The sequence below is a fragment of the Chitinophaga chungangae genome, from assembly GCF_017742215.1.
Lineage (GTDB): Bacteria > Bacteroidota > Bacteroidia > Chitinophagales > Chitinophagaceae > Chitinophaga > Chitinophaga chungangae.
Genome location: NZ_JAGHKP010000002.1, coordinates 492839 through 507421, shown reverse-complemented (window position 1 = coordinate 507421; position 14583 = coordinate 492839). Strand labels below are relative to the sequence as shown.

The following is a 14583-nucleotide window of genomic DNA, read 5'->3' as shown; positions in this document are numbered from 1 at the left end:
ATGGACAGGTATAAAAATTATTTTAGTAATCCCACACCCATAGTGTTACTCGGAATCAATTTTGTTTAATCCTGTTAAATCTCCAGGGCCATGAAAAATCAAGTTAATAAGGCTGGCGGCCTGTCGTTTTCCCGCCACTTTACCCGCGAAGGTGTTAGCCCCTACGATCAGTTTCAATATGATATGCGCACCTCTGTTATCCGCAACCCGGGTGGCGACGTGGTGTTCGAGATGAATAACGTGGAAGTGCCCAAGGAGTGGTCGCAGATCGCGACGGACATCCTGGCGCAGAAATACTTCCGCAAAGCGGGCGTACCGCAGCCGGACGGCTCTGCCGGCCGCGAAACCTCCGTGAAGCAGGTTGTTCACCGCATGGCGAACTGCTGGCGCGTATGGGGCGAAAAGTACGGTTACTTCGCGTCTTCCAAAGACGCCCAGGTATTCTACGAAGAGCTCGCTTATTGCATGCTCAACCAGGCCTGCGTGCCCAATTCCCCCCAATGGTTCAATACCGGCCTGCACGAAAGCTACGGCATCAAAGGCAAGCCCCAGGGCCATTATTATGTGGAACAAAACACAGGCAAACTCGAAAAATCCACCTCCGCATACGAAAGGCCCCAGCCGCACGCGTGTTTCATTCTCAGCGTAAGCGACGACCTGGTGAACGACGGCGGCATCATGGACCTTTGGGTGCGCGAAGCCCGCATCTTTAAATACGGCTCCGGCGTAGGCACTAACTTCTCCCAGATACGCGGCGAAGGGGAAAAACTCAGCGGCGGAGGTACCTCCAGCGGCCTGATGAGCTTCCTCAAGATCGGCGACCGCGCCGCCGGCGCCATCAAATCAGGCGGCACCACCCGCAGGGCGGCTAAAATGGTCTGCCTCGACCTCGATCACCCCGAAGTGCTCGAATTCATCAACTGGAAAGTAGAGGAAGAAAAGAAAGTAGGCGCGCTCATCGCCGCGGGTTACTCCTCCGACTACGAGGGAGATGCCTACCGCACCGTTTCCGGCCAGAATTCCAACAACTCCGTGCGCATCCCCAACAGCTTCTTCCATGCCCTGGATGCAGACGGGGACTGGGAGCTGAAAGCCCGCATGAACGGCAAGGTGATGAAAACCGTCAAAGCCTCCGACCTCTGGAACCAGATCGCCTACGCTGCCTGGCGCTGCGCGGACCCCGGCACCCAGTACGACACCACCATCAACGAATGGCATACCTGTCCGCAGGGCGGCCGCATCAACGCGTCTAACCCCTGTTCAGAATACATGTTCCTCGACAATACGGCCTGCAACCTCGCTTCCGTGAACCTGCGCCGCTTCTTCGACGAGGAAAAAAGCCTGTTCGACGTGCCGGGGTTTGAATACACGGTAAGATTATGGACCACCGTGCTTGAGATCTCCGTGCTCATGGCGCAGTTCCCCTCGAAGGAAGTAGCGCAACTCAGCTACGACTACCGCACGCTGGGCCTCGGTTACGCTAACCTCGGCAGCATGCTGATGGTGAGCGGCATCGCGTACGACAGTGAAGAAGCGCGCGGCATCGCCGGCGCCATCACCGCGATCATGACCGGCGTTTCCTATAAAACTTCCGCGGAGATCGCCGCGCATCTCGGCGCTTTCCCGAAATACGAAGAAAATAAAGAAGACATGCTGCGCGTAATGCGCAACCACCGCGCCGCCGCGTACGACGCCGCCGAAGCGTACGAAGGTATTGAGATCAAACCGCAGGGGATCAATGCGAAATATTGCCCCGATTACCTGCTGAAAGCCGCCACCAAAGCCTGGGACGATGCGGTGAAGCTGGGCGAGCGGCACGGCTACCGCAACGCACAATCCACCGTGATCGCGCCCACCGGCACTATCGGGCTGGTGATGGATTGCGATACGACCGGCGTGGAGCCCGATTTTGCGCTGGTGAAATTTAAAAAACTCTCCGGCGGCGGTTATTTCAAGATCATCAACCAGTCCATTCCTTCCGCGCTGAAACATCTCGGTTACAAAGAGAACGAGATCAAGGCGATCGTGGATTACGCCAAAGGCACGGGCAGCTTTGCCGGCGCGCCTTACATCAACCCGCAAAGCCTGAGCGAAAAAGGATTTATCGCCGAAGAGATCAAAAAGCTGGACGCCGCCGTGGCTTCTTCTTTCGATATCGCGTTCGTGTTCAATGTGTATACGCTCGGCGAAGAATGCCTGCAAAGACTGGGATTCAAACCGGAACAATATTTCAGCATGGAGTTCAGCCTGCTGCACGAGCTGGGTTTTACAGACGAACAGATGGAAGCCGCCAACGATTACGTATGCGGCACCATGACCGTGGAAGGCGCGCCCTACCTGAAAGACGCGCACCTGCCGGTGTTCGACTGCGCCAACAAATGCGGGAAAAAAGGCGAACGTTTCATCCATGCGCACGGCCACATCCGCATGATGGGCGCCGCGCAGCCGTTTATTTCCGGCGCGATCTCCAAAACCATCAACCTGCCCAACGAGGCGTCTGTAGAAGAAATAGCCGATGCATACCGCCTGAGCTGGGAACTGGGGCTGAAAGCCTGCGCGCTCTACCGCGACGGTTCCAAGCTGAGCCAGCCGCTGAGCAACAAAAGCGACAAAAAGAAAAAATCCGCGGAGGCCACGGAAACCGCGCCTGAAGCAGCCGGACAGATCATCGAAATGAACAAGCTCACCATCGACGAACTGCTGGAAGAGCTGAACAAACGTATGATCGCCAGTTCCGACACTTCGCTGAAACGCGCGCTGTCGCGCATTGTGGAGAGAAAAACCCTGCCCGCGAAACGCCGCGGTTTCACGCAGAAAGCAAAAGTAGGCGGCCAGCCGATCTTTGTGCGCACCGGCGAATACACAGACGGCACGCTCGGCGAGATCTTCATCGACCTTGCGAAAGAAGGCTCCACGCTGCGCAGTTTGATGAACTGCTTCGCCATCGCAGTGTCTGTAGGCCTGCAATACGGCGTGCCGCTGGAAGAGTTTGTAGACAAGTTCGTGTTCACGCGGTTTGAGCCGGCAGGCATGGTAGATCATCCGAACATCAAATCTTCCACATCGCTGATCGATTATATTTTCAGGGTGCTGGGGTATGAATATCTCGGCAGAACAGACCTGGTGCATATTCTCGACGCGCCGGGCAATACAGGGGAAGACGAGTGGGACGAGCCCGTGGTAAAACCCCAGTTGTCTGATGTGCGTGTGGTCGGAAACGCCTCCGGCACGGCCAGTCCGAAAGCTGCGAAACCCCATCCGGTAGCGGCTTCCAGCGGGGAGAGCAGCACGCAGGATTACATGCGCAGCATGCAAAGCGATGCGCCCGCCTGTAACACCTGCGGGCACATCACCGTGCGTTCCGGCACCTGTTACAAATGCCTGAACTGCGGCAACAGCATGGGTTGCAGCTGAGAGGAAGAAAGGAGAAACGCGCCCGTCTTTATAAGTTTTTAACAAGCCGGGCGAAAGGAGCGGAAACGATGCGTCCGCTGAAATGTACGATGGTATTGGGTTTGTAGCGATCGGACCTATTAAAAACTTTGTTAATTATTTGTTATTCACCGTTAAAAATTTCAAATAAAGTTAACATAGATATACCTTTGTATACAAATAGGGTTTTCATAGGATAGTAACAAATTGAGGGCGCTTTTCTAAGTGCCCTTTTTCTTTTTAACCCGCTCCCATAAAGGGTTTCAGCGGCGCCCTGTTTTTCTCCGGTATGCTGCGCCATTTGTGTGTGGCCTCACTACAAAACGGTTTTTCCTTTTTTCTTTTCATTTTCAGGAATGTACGTATCAACACGATCGCGTAGAGCTACGCATGCGCTTTTCCGCGTCGCTGCTGCGTTTCGGACATATCGGGCTCCTTAAAAAAATATCACTTACAGGGAGAATAGTATCTTTTGCCTTTGTTTGTTTTCAATTCGTTCCTGAGCGCCGCATCAAAACAATATTCCGTAACCGCGTATAAAAAGTGCAATCAAAAAAGCAGGAAAGAGGATCTGCAGCGCATTAATTTTTACAACGCAGGTAGAAAAAATCCTACAAATGGGTAGAAGACCCGCGCAAAATCTTCCCGCCAAATCTCTCATCTGTTAAATTTTGCAGCCAGATCCTCCGGGGATTAACAAAAAAACCGGTTTTCATTAACAAATCGGGCCGCTGCGGAAAACTCCATTCTACGTGGCGCTTCAAAATTTATTCAATTTTGTTCAAAAAAGGGGCTTTCAATTTTAAATTCTTCATTTTTCAAGGCAATTTTTGCGGAATTTGAATATTCAAATGAAAGCGTTTGTAGTTATTTAATTTATTTTATATTTGTTAAAGTATTAATTTTTTATATGGTTACTGTCCTATGAAAAACCAAATATTCCTACACCGCGAGAATCTTCTTGCACAGTAAATGACTCTCGAAAGCAATGGATTAATCCATTGCTTTTGTTCTTTTTATGGATATGTTAAGCGGGCAGAAGATCGCAGAAATAAAACCGCGTGTCCCAGTTAACCGTCTCCTTTTCCTTTTTGTCATCTTTATAACAATTGTCGCCCTGGTCGCCCGCCGGGGTATACGTTCGCTCCACCGTTTCACCGATGGTGAACGGAACTGCCTCGGAAAACAACGGGCCGTCGAACACAAAACTGTGATACTCACCGTTTTCGCCGCAGGGATCTACCCCCGGCGGGAGATCGGCCAGGAACGATTCGTCTATCAGCCGACCGGCGAAAGACGCAGGCAGGTATTTTGCGTTCACACAAACGATCACCGCTTTAAACCCGGCCGCGATAAATTCCCGCGCCAGGGCGGCGCTGTCGCGTTTCCAGAGCGGGAATACCCCTTTCATGCCGGCCTGCTCCAGCTGGATTTCCCGGTAAGCCCGCAGGTCTTCCAGGAAAATATCCCCAAACACCGCGTGCCGGACACCCGAAGCCTGGAATTCTTCCAGCGCTTCCTTCATAATGCGGTTGTAGTCTTCCATCGAAGCGTGCTCGGGCAGGAACGCCTTTTTTACGGGCAGTCCCGCCAGCCGGGCCTGCTCGTCCAGCAATTCTTCCCGCACCCCGTGCATAGATACCCGGCGGAAAGCCCCGCTGAAAGTGGTGAACAGCGAGCGTATTTGGTAACCGCCCGTTTGCCGCAGCTGCCAGAGGGCGAATGCGGCGTCTTTCCCGCCGCTCCAGTTGAGATATGCATCCATTTAACGTAAAATTATTCAAATTCCCCCTTTACACCGGGAAGGGATATGATATATTTGAGAAAACACTATCCCATGCGAATGGTCCCTTTTTTATGCCTGCTTCTCTGGATATTTCCCGCCGCCGCCCAGCAAAAAGCCCTTGTAGCCGGTCCTATGACCGGCTCGGTGGAGCTGCGCGACGCGATCGTTTGGTTGGAAGCCGCTCCTGCCGTTAAGCAGGCCGCTATCCGGTACTATGAAAAAGGGAAACCCGCGTCCGCCAGAACGGAGCGGTACACCGGGAAGCTCGGCAAAAGATATAATCCCATCAAAATACAGCTCGTGAACCTGGAACCGGGCACGCGGTACGAATATGAAGTGCTGCTGGACGGGAAAGTGGTGAAAAGATCGGCCTTTACCACCAAAACCTTCTGGCATTTCCGCCGGCCGGCGCCGGATTTCACTTTTCTCACCGGTTCTTGCGCCTATTTTAACGAGCCGGCGTACGACCGGCCGGGCAAACCTTATGGCAACGATTCTTCCATCTTCGAGACGATGGCAGATGTGCCGGCCGATTTTATGATGTGGTTGGGCGACAACTGGTATACCCGCGAAGCGGACTATTCTTCCGTTCCCGGCCTGGAATACCGGGCCCACCGCGACCGCTCGCTGCCCGTGCTGCAGCGTTTCCTGCAGGCCATGCCGCATTACGCGGTCTGGGACGATCATGACTTCGGTCCCAACAACGCCAATAAATCCTACATTTTCCGCGACGAAAGCCGTCGCGTGTTCTCGGATTACTGGGCCAATCCCACGTTTGGTGAGGGCGGCAGGGGCATTTATACCCGTTACAGCTACAGCGACGTGGACTTTTTTATGCTCGACGGGAGGTATTGGTCCAGCGCCGGCGAACTGCCGGACAGTATCAATGGCCAACCCAACCCTGATAAAAAGATGTACGGGGACGAGCAGATGGAGTGGCTGAAAAACGCCCTGCTCACCAGCAATGCCAGCTTCAAGATCATCGTGACGGGCAGCCAGGCGCTGAACCCGATCTCCATTTATGATAGTTTTCATCATTTTCCTGTTGAATACCAGTCGTTTATGGATTTCCTGGAGCGGCATTCCATCCCCGGCATCCTGTTCCTCACCGGCGACCGGCACCATTCCGAGGTGGTTAAGCTGCCGCGGAAAGGAAATTATCCGTTGTACGACATTACCAGTTCGCCGCTCACTTCGGGGGTGGGAGGGGTACTTTGGGGCAACGAAAAAGACAATCCCTACCGCGTTCCCGGCACCCTGGTGGTGACCCAGAACTTCGCACGGATAAGCGTTTCAGGCCCGAAAGGCGGCCGCAGGCTGAAGCTGGAATTTATGGACAAAGGGAAGAAGGTGTTGGGCGGCTTTGAGGTGAGCCAGCAGGACCTGATGAAATAATTTTCGAAAAACGCGCAACTTTTGGGAAGAATAGTCGTCTATTAAGTGTAGGCTTTAGCAATTTGTACCCGGATAAGTGCAGTTTGTACCGTAGAAGTACCGATTCGTCAATTCGCCGTAAAATATCTCAGTTATTTTGTATTTTTAGGTCATTAAATCTTACCCGTATGAAAAAGCTGTTGTTCATGTTGGTACTGGGTACAGTTACAACCGCTGCAGCGTTCGCCCATAATGGCGATAAAACAAACAACAACGGTGACAAGCCGGACAAGGGCGCCAAGGCCAAAGCCACTACGAGGGTAGAGGAATTTATTTGGGGCCTGCCGCAATCGTCCAAAGTGGAAAAGGTGGAAGAAGCTGAAATGCAGAAAGCGATCGTAGATCTCTATAAATGGTATTTGCAGAACGAAACCCGTGTGAATAATAATAATTCCATCAAAGGAGACGACGGGCAGGACCTGGTGGCGCCGTTCAAGGTAGACCCGAAAGTGCTGCAGCAGTACCTGAAATTCATCAAAAAGAACTTCCCCGGCCTCAATGAGGACGATCTGAGCGATAAACGCGCCGTTACATCTTCCGTGCGTAAAAACAATGCGCCTGTATCCACCTGCGACGACCTGGATACGCCAATGTCTTTGACTGCTTCAAAATAATTTCGTAAGTTCGTTGAATGCATTTGCTACAGTTCACTTATAATAAGGAAGAGGTTATTAATGCATTACGATTTCACTTTCTCCGCCGGGGCGAAATCAAGGTATTTCGCATTACTCTCATCATCTTACTGATCGCCACCATTACGGGTTTCCTGTTCAAGGTGGTGAATTTTAACGCCCTGCTCGGCATCTGCGCCATGATGGTAGTTGTTGGCTGGGCTTTCTGGTATTTGCTGCCCGTTTCCACTTACAATAAGGCCGCTACTTTTAAAGACAATATCCGTTTGCGTTATAACGAAGAAGGCATGGCCATTTCCACCGGGCAGGGAGAGCGCAGCATGCCCTGGAAAATATTCTCGGAGATCATCGAAACGAGGAATTTCTTTTTTATTTACCGCGACAAACGCACGTTTTTTCTTATTCCCACCAGCGCTTTCGAGAACGAAGAAGCGCGCAATGGTTTCAGCGCACTGATGCAATCCACTTTCCAGGATTACAGCCGTTTGAACATTTCATAATGCGGGATATTCACTTCCGTAAATTCTTCCCCGCGAATTTCATATCCATTTTTCAGGTAAAACGGCACTGCTTCCTTGCGGGCGTGCATCATTAATTCGGAGAACCCGTTGCCGCGCGCCTGTTCCTCCGCGAAAACAAGAATGCGGCTGCCCGCGCCGGTTTTTTGCAGGGAATCGTCTACCGCCATTTGCCGCAGCTGTACGGTTTGTTCGTTCACCGGGCTGAGAATGCAGCATCCGGCGAGGGTGGCGCCTTCAAATCCGCCGATCAGCACGTCGTTGATCTCCTGCTGAAGATATTCCTGCGAAAAAGTGAGCCCCAGCGGGCGGCGCAGGATCTTGTCGCGCAGCGCAACCATATCGTGGTAATCGCAACTGCCATATTCTATCGTGCGTATCGTTAACATGCGGCAAAGTTAAGGAAAGTGTCAGGCCCCGGCGGTATCCTGGAAATAACCGAGGATCAGCGGGGCAACGGATTTCACTTCCAGGAAAGGATCGGCGATCTGCAGCGCATTGGGATGCGTGTCTGTACACACCAGTTTTTCTACCAGCCCGCTGTTCCGGATCTTTTCGAAACCGTCGCCGGCGAAAATGCCGTGCGTGGTGATCACCGCGATGCTGGCGGCGCCCGCATCCCTGTAAGCCCCGGCGGCCTGCAGCAGCGAGCCGCCCGTGCGGATCATATCGTCGTAAATAATGACCAGTTTGTCCTGCACATTGGCGCTGATGCCGGTAATGTCCGTTTCTTCGCCGGATAGGCGTTTTTTGAAAACGAATGCCGCGGAAACATGGAGGTCGTTGGCAAGCGACTCCACCCATTTGGCCCGGCCCGCGTCCGTGCTCGCCATTACGAACTCCCTGCCCTGCGCGATTTCCAGTGCGGCGTTGCGCACGATGGTTTTGCCGTACAGGTGTACCGGGCGGATGTTGCTTTCGAAATAATAAGAGATGCCATCCACATGCAGGTCGATCAGCACCACTTTGGCCCCCATGGAGGTGGTGGGCAGGGCGGAGAAAAGGATCGCGCGGTTCTTGGCTTTCACAATTTCGCCGTATTTTACAGCCCTTTCCATGGTGGAGTAGCCGAAATAGGGGATCACGAGGCTGATGCACAGCGCCCCGTTCTGGATACAGCCATTGGCAATGTCGAAGAGCTCAAGTGTTTCCTTGTCGTCTATTGTCCCGCCGATAAGCACCGCTTCTTTTCCACTAACGTTGCTGGTTATACGATGGTAATGTTCCCCGTCCGGGAAATCGCGGATGGTCATTTGCCCGTCTTCCCAGTCTGCCGGCGCAATGTTGCGTATCCGTTCTTTCAGGTACTGGTAACGTTGGGTGGAAAAAAGTATTTTGCGGGCCATGGCGCAGTATTTGGTAGATATAAACCGAATTTAGGCAAATAAGCGCATTGGGTAGCTTAAGTGATAAATATTTTTAACGTTTCATTTGATCCGGGAACGCTAATTTTGATAGAATTCGTATGAAGCAAGTTCTGATTAGATACGCTGTTGCACTGGTACTGTTGGTCGTTTTGGGGTGGCAGAAGTCTTCCGCCCAGATACGCCTGACGGGCATGGTGACCGATGCGGACACACGCACGGGCCTTCCTTCTGTCAGCATCTGGAACAAACGTTCCGGCATGGGCACTGTGAGCAGCGAAAGCGGCCGTTATTACATCGAGGCATTGCCCGGCGATACGATCGAATTTTCCATGCTCAGTTACGTACGCACGCAGATCACCGCTCCCGGCATTTCCGGCACAAGGAACGTTGAAATGAAACGGCAGATCTTTGGGCTGCAGGGTGTCAATATCCGCGGCCGCATCTATAAAAACGATTCGATGGCGATCCGCGACGAATACGAAAAATATTTCGGCTACAAACGCCCCGGCGCATTGGACGTGCTGAAAACGCTGCCCTCTAATCCCATTACCGCGCTGAGTTATCTCATCCCCAGTAAAGCCCGCAAACGCAAGGAAGCATTCGGCGAACAGCTGAAATACTGGGAAGAGGAAAAACATATCGATTACCGCTACAACCCGGAACTGGTGCAGCGAATGACCAAACTGGAAAGCCCGGAGCTGGACAGTTTTATGCTGCATTACCGGCCTTCGTATAATTTCCTGCTCAGCGCATCGGATTACGACCTGATGCTGTTCATCAAACAGGCGTTTGAAAAATACCAGAAACAGCAAGGCATTTTACCAAAAGACACTACTCCTTCCCAATAAAAAAAAGCGGCCTTTTAAAGCCGCTTTTTCGTTATATCGAAATCTCTTTTTATTTCAGCAAGGTTCCTTTTAAACGGTGCAGTTCCGTTTCGGCCACCTTGGTGTTGTACCTCGCCTGGATGAGCCTGTAGGCGGCCAGTTCAAGGCTTTGCTGGGCTTCTTTCACTTCCAGCGTGGTAGACACGCCCTGCCTGAAACGCTCCAGCGCCACCATGGTATTTTCGCGCGCAAGGTCCACGCTTTCCTGCTCCAGCGTCAGCGACATCTTGTAATATTCATAGTCCTTGAAAGCGTTGGTGAGCGCAAGGTTCACCTGCGACTGCGTATTCTCGACAGACAGCTGCTGGTACTGGATGTCCAGCTTCGCGGCTTTCAGCGCGCGGTGCGCGTTGAGGCCGTTGAAGATCGGAACGGTAGCGGAGAAGCCGTAGTTGAAGCCCCTGTTTTGGTTAAATACCGGGCTGAACTGGTTGATGGCCGCGCTGGCGTTGGACTGGTTGAAGTTATAGGCGGAGTTGAAAGAAATGACAGGATAAAAATCGCCTTTTCTTTCTTTTAAAACCAGTTTCGATATTTCGAGGTTCTGGCGGGCAACTTTCAGCTGCGGGTTCGTGTTGTTGAGGTTCTCCAGGATCTCGCCGTAAGAAAGCGCAAGGTCCACCGGGATGCTGTCGTTCACATCGTAATTGAGATTGCCGTCTGCAATGCCCATCAGTTGATTGAGCAGCGCTTTGCTTTGTTCGATGGTGGTTTGCTGGCGCAGCCAGTTGGCGCGTTGGGCGTTGTAGTCCACTTTGGCCTGCAGCCAGTCCGTTTTAGGCGCGAGGCCCGTCTGGAACTTGGCGTCGGAGAGTTTCACGCGTTCGTCGGAAATGCTCATCTGTTCGGCCAGTGCGCGCAGTTGTTGTTTTTGCTGGGCGATGTTGTAATAGCCGTTGATGATGTTGGCGATGGAATTTTCCACCTGGTTTTTTACGCTCAATTCGCCAAGGATCTCGATAGCCTGGATGCGCTGGCGCGTGGCGAACATTTTAAGACCGTCGAACAGTGTCCAGTTGAGGTTTACGGAAGCCTGCAGCTGCCTGTTCTTGATACCGCTGGTATCGCGTTTGGTGCCGTTGCCGAATTCCTGTTTGGTGGCGGTGTTGTTCCATACGTTAGACGCGGTGCCGTTCAGGCGCGGCGCGAAAGCGAAGTTGGCGTATGCGTTATCGTTGGCGGCCACTTCCGCATCGTTGCGGGCGAGGCGTATATCGAAGTTATTCTTTAAGCCCAGGTCTATCGCCTGCTCCAGCGTAAGCACCTGCTGCGCTTTGGCGCTTACAGCCAGCTGAAGAAAGAATATCCCCGTTAATAATTTTCTGTTCAATTTCATTTTTTTCGATTTACCGTTTCCCGTTTCCGGGAGCGATGGATTCTTATGCGTGCGATGCAGCGGCTGCTGCTTCGGGTGATTCCTGGTGATTGGTCCCTTCTTCTCCTTCTTCCGGTTTGTGTTTGCCCCTGCGGCTCAGGAACGTGTAGATCGCGGGGATCACGTAGAGCGTAAGCACGAGGGAGAACATGATGCCGCCCACGATCACGATGCCCAGCGGGATGCGGCTGGTGGAAGCCGCGCCCAGGCTCATCGCGATGGGCAGCGCGCCCAGGGCCATGGCGAGGCTCGTCATCAGGATCGGGCGGAGGCGCATCACGGAACCGTCTACGGCGGCGACATTTTTCTTTTTGCCCGCGTCGCGCATGTGGTTGGCGAACTCCACGATCAAAATACCGTTCTTCGTCACAAGGCCTATCAACATGATCACACCGATCTGCGAGAAGATGTTCCAGGTTTGCCCGAACAGTTTCAGCGACAGGAATGCGCCGGCAAACGCCATGGGCACGGTAAGCATGATGATGAAGGGATCTACCCAGCTTTCAAACTGCGCGGCCAGTACGAGATAGATCAGCACCAGCGCCAGACCCAGCGCAAACATCGTGTTGGAGCCGCTCTCCGCATAGTCGCGGCTGGAGCCGCTGAGCGCGGTGGCGAATGATTCGTCGATCACGCCCTCTTTCTGCAGTTTGGTATAGATGCCGTTCATGGCGTTGATGCCGTCGCCGATGGTTTTGCCGGCGGCCAGCGAAGCGGAAATGGTGGCGGACTTCATACGGTTGAAGTGATAGATCACCGGCGGGCTGGTCTCTTCTTCGATGGTCACCAGGTTATCCAGCTGGATGGCTTCGCCGCGGGTGTTGCGCACGTAAATGCTTTGAAGGTCCACCGGGTCGTCGCGGTCTGCGCGGAACACCTGGCCCATTACCTGGTATTGTTTACCGTTGCGGATGAAGTACCCGAAGTTGCGGTTGCTGAGGGCCAGCTGAAGGGTGGAAGAAATATCGGCTACGGAAACGCCCAGCTCGCTTGCTTTTGCGCGGTTGATAGACACGCGGAGCTCGGGTTTGTTGAATTTCAGATCAATGTCCACCGCCTGGAATGTCGGGTTGGCGTTCGCTTCGTCGAGGAACCTGGGAACAACGGCGGCCAGTTTATCGAAGTTGACGTTCTGCAATACAAAAGCCACCGGCAAACCGCCGCGGCGCCCCACCTGGATGGTTTGCTGCTCGATGGCGAACACCTTGCCCTGGGGGAATTTGTACATGTTGCGGTTCACCATGTTCACGATGTCGTTCTGCGAACGCGTTCTTTCCTGCGGTTCGGGCAGCGTAACGAAAGCGAAGGCGGTGTTCACGGAGCCGCCGCCGGAGAAGCCGGGAGCGGTTACGGAAAGGATCACTTCTTTTTCGGGGATGGAATCGATCATGAAGTCCACCAGGTTGGTCACATAGCTGTCCATCGCATCGTAGGCCGTGCCTTCGGGCGCGGTAACGGAAAGGCGGAAAGTGCTGCGGTCTTCCACCGGCGCCAGTTCCGACTGCAGGTTGCTGAAGAGGAAATAGATCATGACCAGGCAGCCCGCGATCACTACGAACGCCATCCAGCGCACGCGCATGAATGCTTCGAGCGAACGTTTGTAACCGTTTTCCATTCCCCTGAAGAACGGTTCCGTTTTTTCGTAGAACCAGGAATGTTTATGCGTTTTACGCGCGAGCTTCACGTTGAGCACGGGCGTAAGCGTAAGCGATACGAAAGCGGAGATCAGTACGGCGCCCGCCACCACGATGCCGAATTCCCGGAAAAGGCTTCCCACGAAGCCCTGCAGGAAGATGATGGGCAGGAACACGAATGCGAGCGTAATGGACGTGGCGATCACCGCGAAGAAAATTTCTTCCGAACCTTCTTTTGCGGCGCGCATTTTGGGCACGCCCGCTTCGATCTTTTTATAGATATTTTCCGTCACCACGATACCGTCGTCCACCACCAGCCCTGTTGCCAGTACGATCGCCAGCAGGGTGAGGATGTTGATGGTGAAACCGCAGGCGTACATGATGAAGAACGCGCCGATGAGCGACACGGGAATGTCTACGATCGGGCGGAGCGCCATGAGCCAGTCGCGGAAGAACAGGTATACGATCAGGATCACGAGCGTAAGCGCGATAATGAGCGTTTCCTGCACTTCGTGGATACTTTTTGTGATGAACCGGGTGTTGTCCATCGCGATGTTGAGCGTATAATCGGCCGGCACTTCTTTTTTCAGTTGTTCGTACCTTTTGTAGAACTCTTCCGAAATGGCCACGTAGTTGGAGCCCGGCTGCGGGATCAATGCCAGCGCGATCTGCGGGATATTGGATTCTTTCAGCTGCGTTTCTTCGTTCTCGGGGCCCAGCACGGCCTGGCCTATGTCGCGCAGATGGATCTCGGCGCCGTTCACGTTTTTAATGATCAGGTCGTTGAACTCTTCTTCCGTATCGAGCCTGCCGAACGTGCGCACGGTAAGCTCGGTGGCGTTGCCGGCGATCTTGCCGGAAGGCAGCTCTACGTTCTCGCGGTTCAGTGCGTCCTGCACGTCGCCGGGGGTAAGACTGTAAGCGGAAAGGCGCGAAGGATCGAGCCATATGCGCATGGCGAATTTTTTCTCGCCCCAGATCTGGATGGCGGAAACGCCGGGAATGGTCTGCAGTCTTTCCAACAATACGTTCGTCGCATATTCGGTGATCTCCAGCTGGTTGTGCGTGTTGCTCTGCACGGTCATGGAGATGATGGCGTCTGAGTTGGCGTCTGCTTTAGATACAACGGGCGGCGCTTCAAGGTCTTTGGGAAGATTGCGCTGGGCCTGGCTCACTTTGTCGCGCACGTCGTTGGTGGCGGCTTCGAGGTCTTCGCCCAGTTCAAATTCCACGGTAATGTTGCTGCTGCCCTGGCTGCTGAGGGAAGAAATGTTTTTGATACCGGCCACGCCGTTGATGGCCTTTTCGAGCACCTCGGTGATCTGTGTCTCGATAATATCGGAGTTGGCGCCCGGGTAAGAGGTGCGCACGTTCACAACGGGCGGGTCGATGGCGGGAAAGTCGCGCACGCCCAGGAAAGTAAAGCCCACGAGGCCGAAGATCACTATGATGATGTTCATCACAATGGCTAATACGGGCCGTTTGAGGGATATGGAAGGTAAACTCATGATAATGTCT

10 protein-coding genes are annotated in these 14583 nt (G+C 53.4%); 5 read left to right on the top strand and 5 right to left on the bottom strand.

Features of this window, described 5'->3' with window-relative positions; all coding sequences use genetic code 11:
- Positions 1–90: 90 nt before the first annotated feature.
- Positions 91–3414 (top strand): vitamin B12-dependent ribonucleotide reductase, encoded by a 3324-nt coding sequence (locus J7I43_RS10135; protein WP_209145556.1) that lies wholly within the window; start codon positions 91–93, stop codon positions 3412–3414.
- 1045 nt (positions 3415–4459) lie between these two features.
- Here J7I43_RS10135 and J7I43_RS10130 read toward each other — a convergent pair.
- Positions 4460–5197, bottom strand: a complete 738-nt coding sequence (locus J7I43_RS10130; RefSeq protein ID WP_209145555.1) for an adenine nucleotide alpha hydrolase — start codon at positions 5195–5197, stop codon at positions 4460–4462.
- A 72-nt stretch (positions 5198–5269) separates the two neighbouring features.
- Between J7I43_RS10130 and J7I43_RS10125 the strand changes: the two genes are divergently transcribed.
- The 3 genes from J7I43_RS10125 (at position 5270) to J7I43_RS10115 (ending at position 7784) form a co-directional block, all read left to right on the top strand.
- Positions 5270–6613 carry an alkaline phosphatase D family protein gene (locus J7I43_RS10125; RefSeq protein ID WP_209145554.1) on the top strand — a complete coding sequence of 448 codons (1344 nt, stop codon included), beginning with the start codon at positions 5270–5272 and terminating at the stop codon, positions 6611–6613.
- A gap of 167 nt (positions 6614–6780) precedes the next feature.
- Positions 6781–7266, top strand: coding sequence for a hypothetical protein (locus tag J7I43_RS10120; RefSeq protein WP_209145553.1), 486 nt, complete (start codon positions 6781–6783; stop codon positions 7264–7266).
- A 17-nt stretch (positions 7267–7283) separates the two neighbouring features.
- Positions 7284–7784 (top strand): YcxB family protein, encoded by a 501-nt coding sequence (locus J7I43_RS10115; RefSeq protein WP_209145552.1) that lies wholly within the window; start codon positions 7284–7286, stop codon positions 7782–7784.
- Here J7I43_RS10115 and J7I43_RS10110 read toward each other — a convergent pair.
- Both J7I43_RS10110 and prs read right to left on the bottom strand, forming a co-directional pair.
- Positions 7760–8191, bottom strand: a complete 432-nt coding sequence (locus J7I43_RS10110) for a GNAT family N-acetyltransferase (RefSeq protein ID WP_209145551.1) — start codon at positions 8189–8191, stop codon at positions 7760–7762. The genes J7I43_RS10115 and J7I43_RS10110 overlap by 25 nt on opposite strands.
- A 21-nt stretch (positions 8192–8212) precedes the next feature.
- Complete coding sequence (prs, locus tag J7I43_RS10105) at positions 8213–9148, bottom strand: ribose-phosphate diphosphokinase (protein WP_209145550.1); 936 nt, start codon at positions 9146–9148, stop codon at positions 8213–8215.
- A gap of 119 nt (positions 9149–9267) precedes the next feature.
- On the opposite strand from prs, the gene J7I43_RS10100 reads away from it, so the two are divergent.
- Positions 9268–10017 carry a carboxypeptidase-like regulatory domain-containing protein gene (locus tag J7I43_RS10100; RefSeq protein WP_209145549.1) on the top strand — a complete coding sequence of 250 codons (750 nt, stop codon included), beginning with the start codon at positions 9268–9270 and terminating at the stop codon, positions 10015–10017.
- 49 nt (positions 10018–10066) lie between these two features.
- Here the strand turns inward: J7I43_RS10100 and J7I43_RS10095 are convergent, their stop codons facing one another.
- Complete coding sequence (locus J7I43_RS10095) at positions 10067–11392, bottom strand: TolC family protein (protein WP_209145548.1); 1326 nt, start codon at positions 11390–11392, stop codon at positions 10067–10069.
- Positions 11393–11435: 43 nt separating this feature from the next.
- A complete protein-coding gene (locus tag J7I43_RS10090) occupies positions 11436–14573 on the bottom strand; it encodes an efflux RND transporter permease subunit (protein ID WP_209145547.1) in 3138 nt (1045 codons plus the stop codon).
- Positions 14574–14583 lie beyond the last annotated feature (10 nt).

Excerpts from the sequence above, each read along its gene's own strand:
- J7I43_RS10130 (WP_209145555.1), bottom strand. The coding sequence starts at position 5,197 with ATGGATGCATATCTCAACTGGAGCGGCGGGAAAGACGCCGCATTCGCC.
- J7I43_RS10110 (WP_209145551.1), bottom strand. The coding sequence starts at position 8,191 with ATGTTAACGATACGCACGATAGAATATGGCAGTTGCGATTACCACGAT.
- prs (WP_209145550.1), bottom strand. The coding sequence starts at position 9,148 with ATGGCCCGCAAAATACTTTTTTCCACCCAACGTTACCAGTACCTGAAA.
- J7I43_RS10135 (WP_209145556.1), top strand. The coding sequence starts at position 91 with ATGAAAAATCAAGTTAATAAGGCTGGCGGCCTGTCGTTTTCCCGCCAC.
- J7I43_RS10095 (WP_209145548.1), bottom strand. The coding sequence starts at position 11,392 with ATGAAATTGAACAGAAAATTATTAACGGGGATATTCTTTCTTCAGCTG.
- J7I43_RS10100 (WP_209145549.1), top strand. The coding sequence starts at position 9,268 with ATGAAGCAAGTTCTGATTAGATACGCTGTTGCACTGGTACTGTTGGTC.
- J7I43_RS10115 (WP_209145552.1), top strand. The coding sequence starts at position 7,284 with ATGCATTTGCTACAGTTCACTTATAATAAGGAAGAGGTTATTAATGCA.
- J7I43_RS10125 (WP_209145554.1), top strand. The coding sequence starts at position 5,270 with ATGCGAATGGTCCCTTTTTTATGCCTGCTTCTCTGGATATTTCCCGCC.
- J7I43_RS10090 (WP_209145547.1), bottom strand. The coding sequence starts at position 14,573 with ATGAGTTTACCTTCCATATCCCTCAAACGGCCCGTATTAGCCATTGTG.
- J7I43_RS10120 (WP_209145553.1), top strand. The coding sequence starts at position 6,781 with ATGAAAAAGCTGTTGTTCATGTTGGTACTGGGTACAGTTACAACCGCT.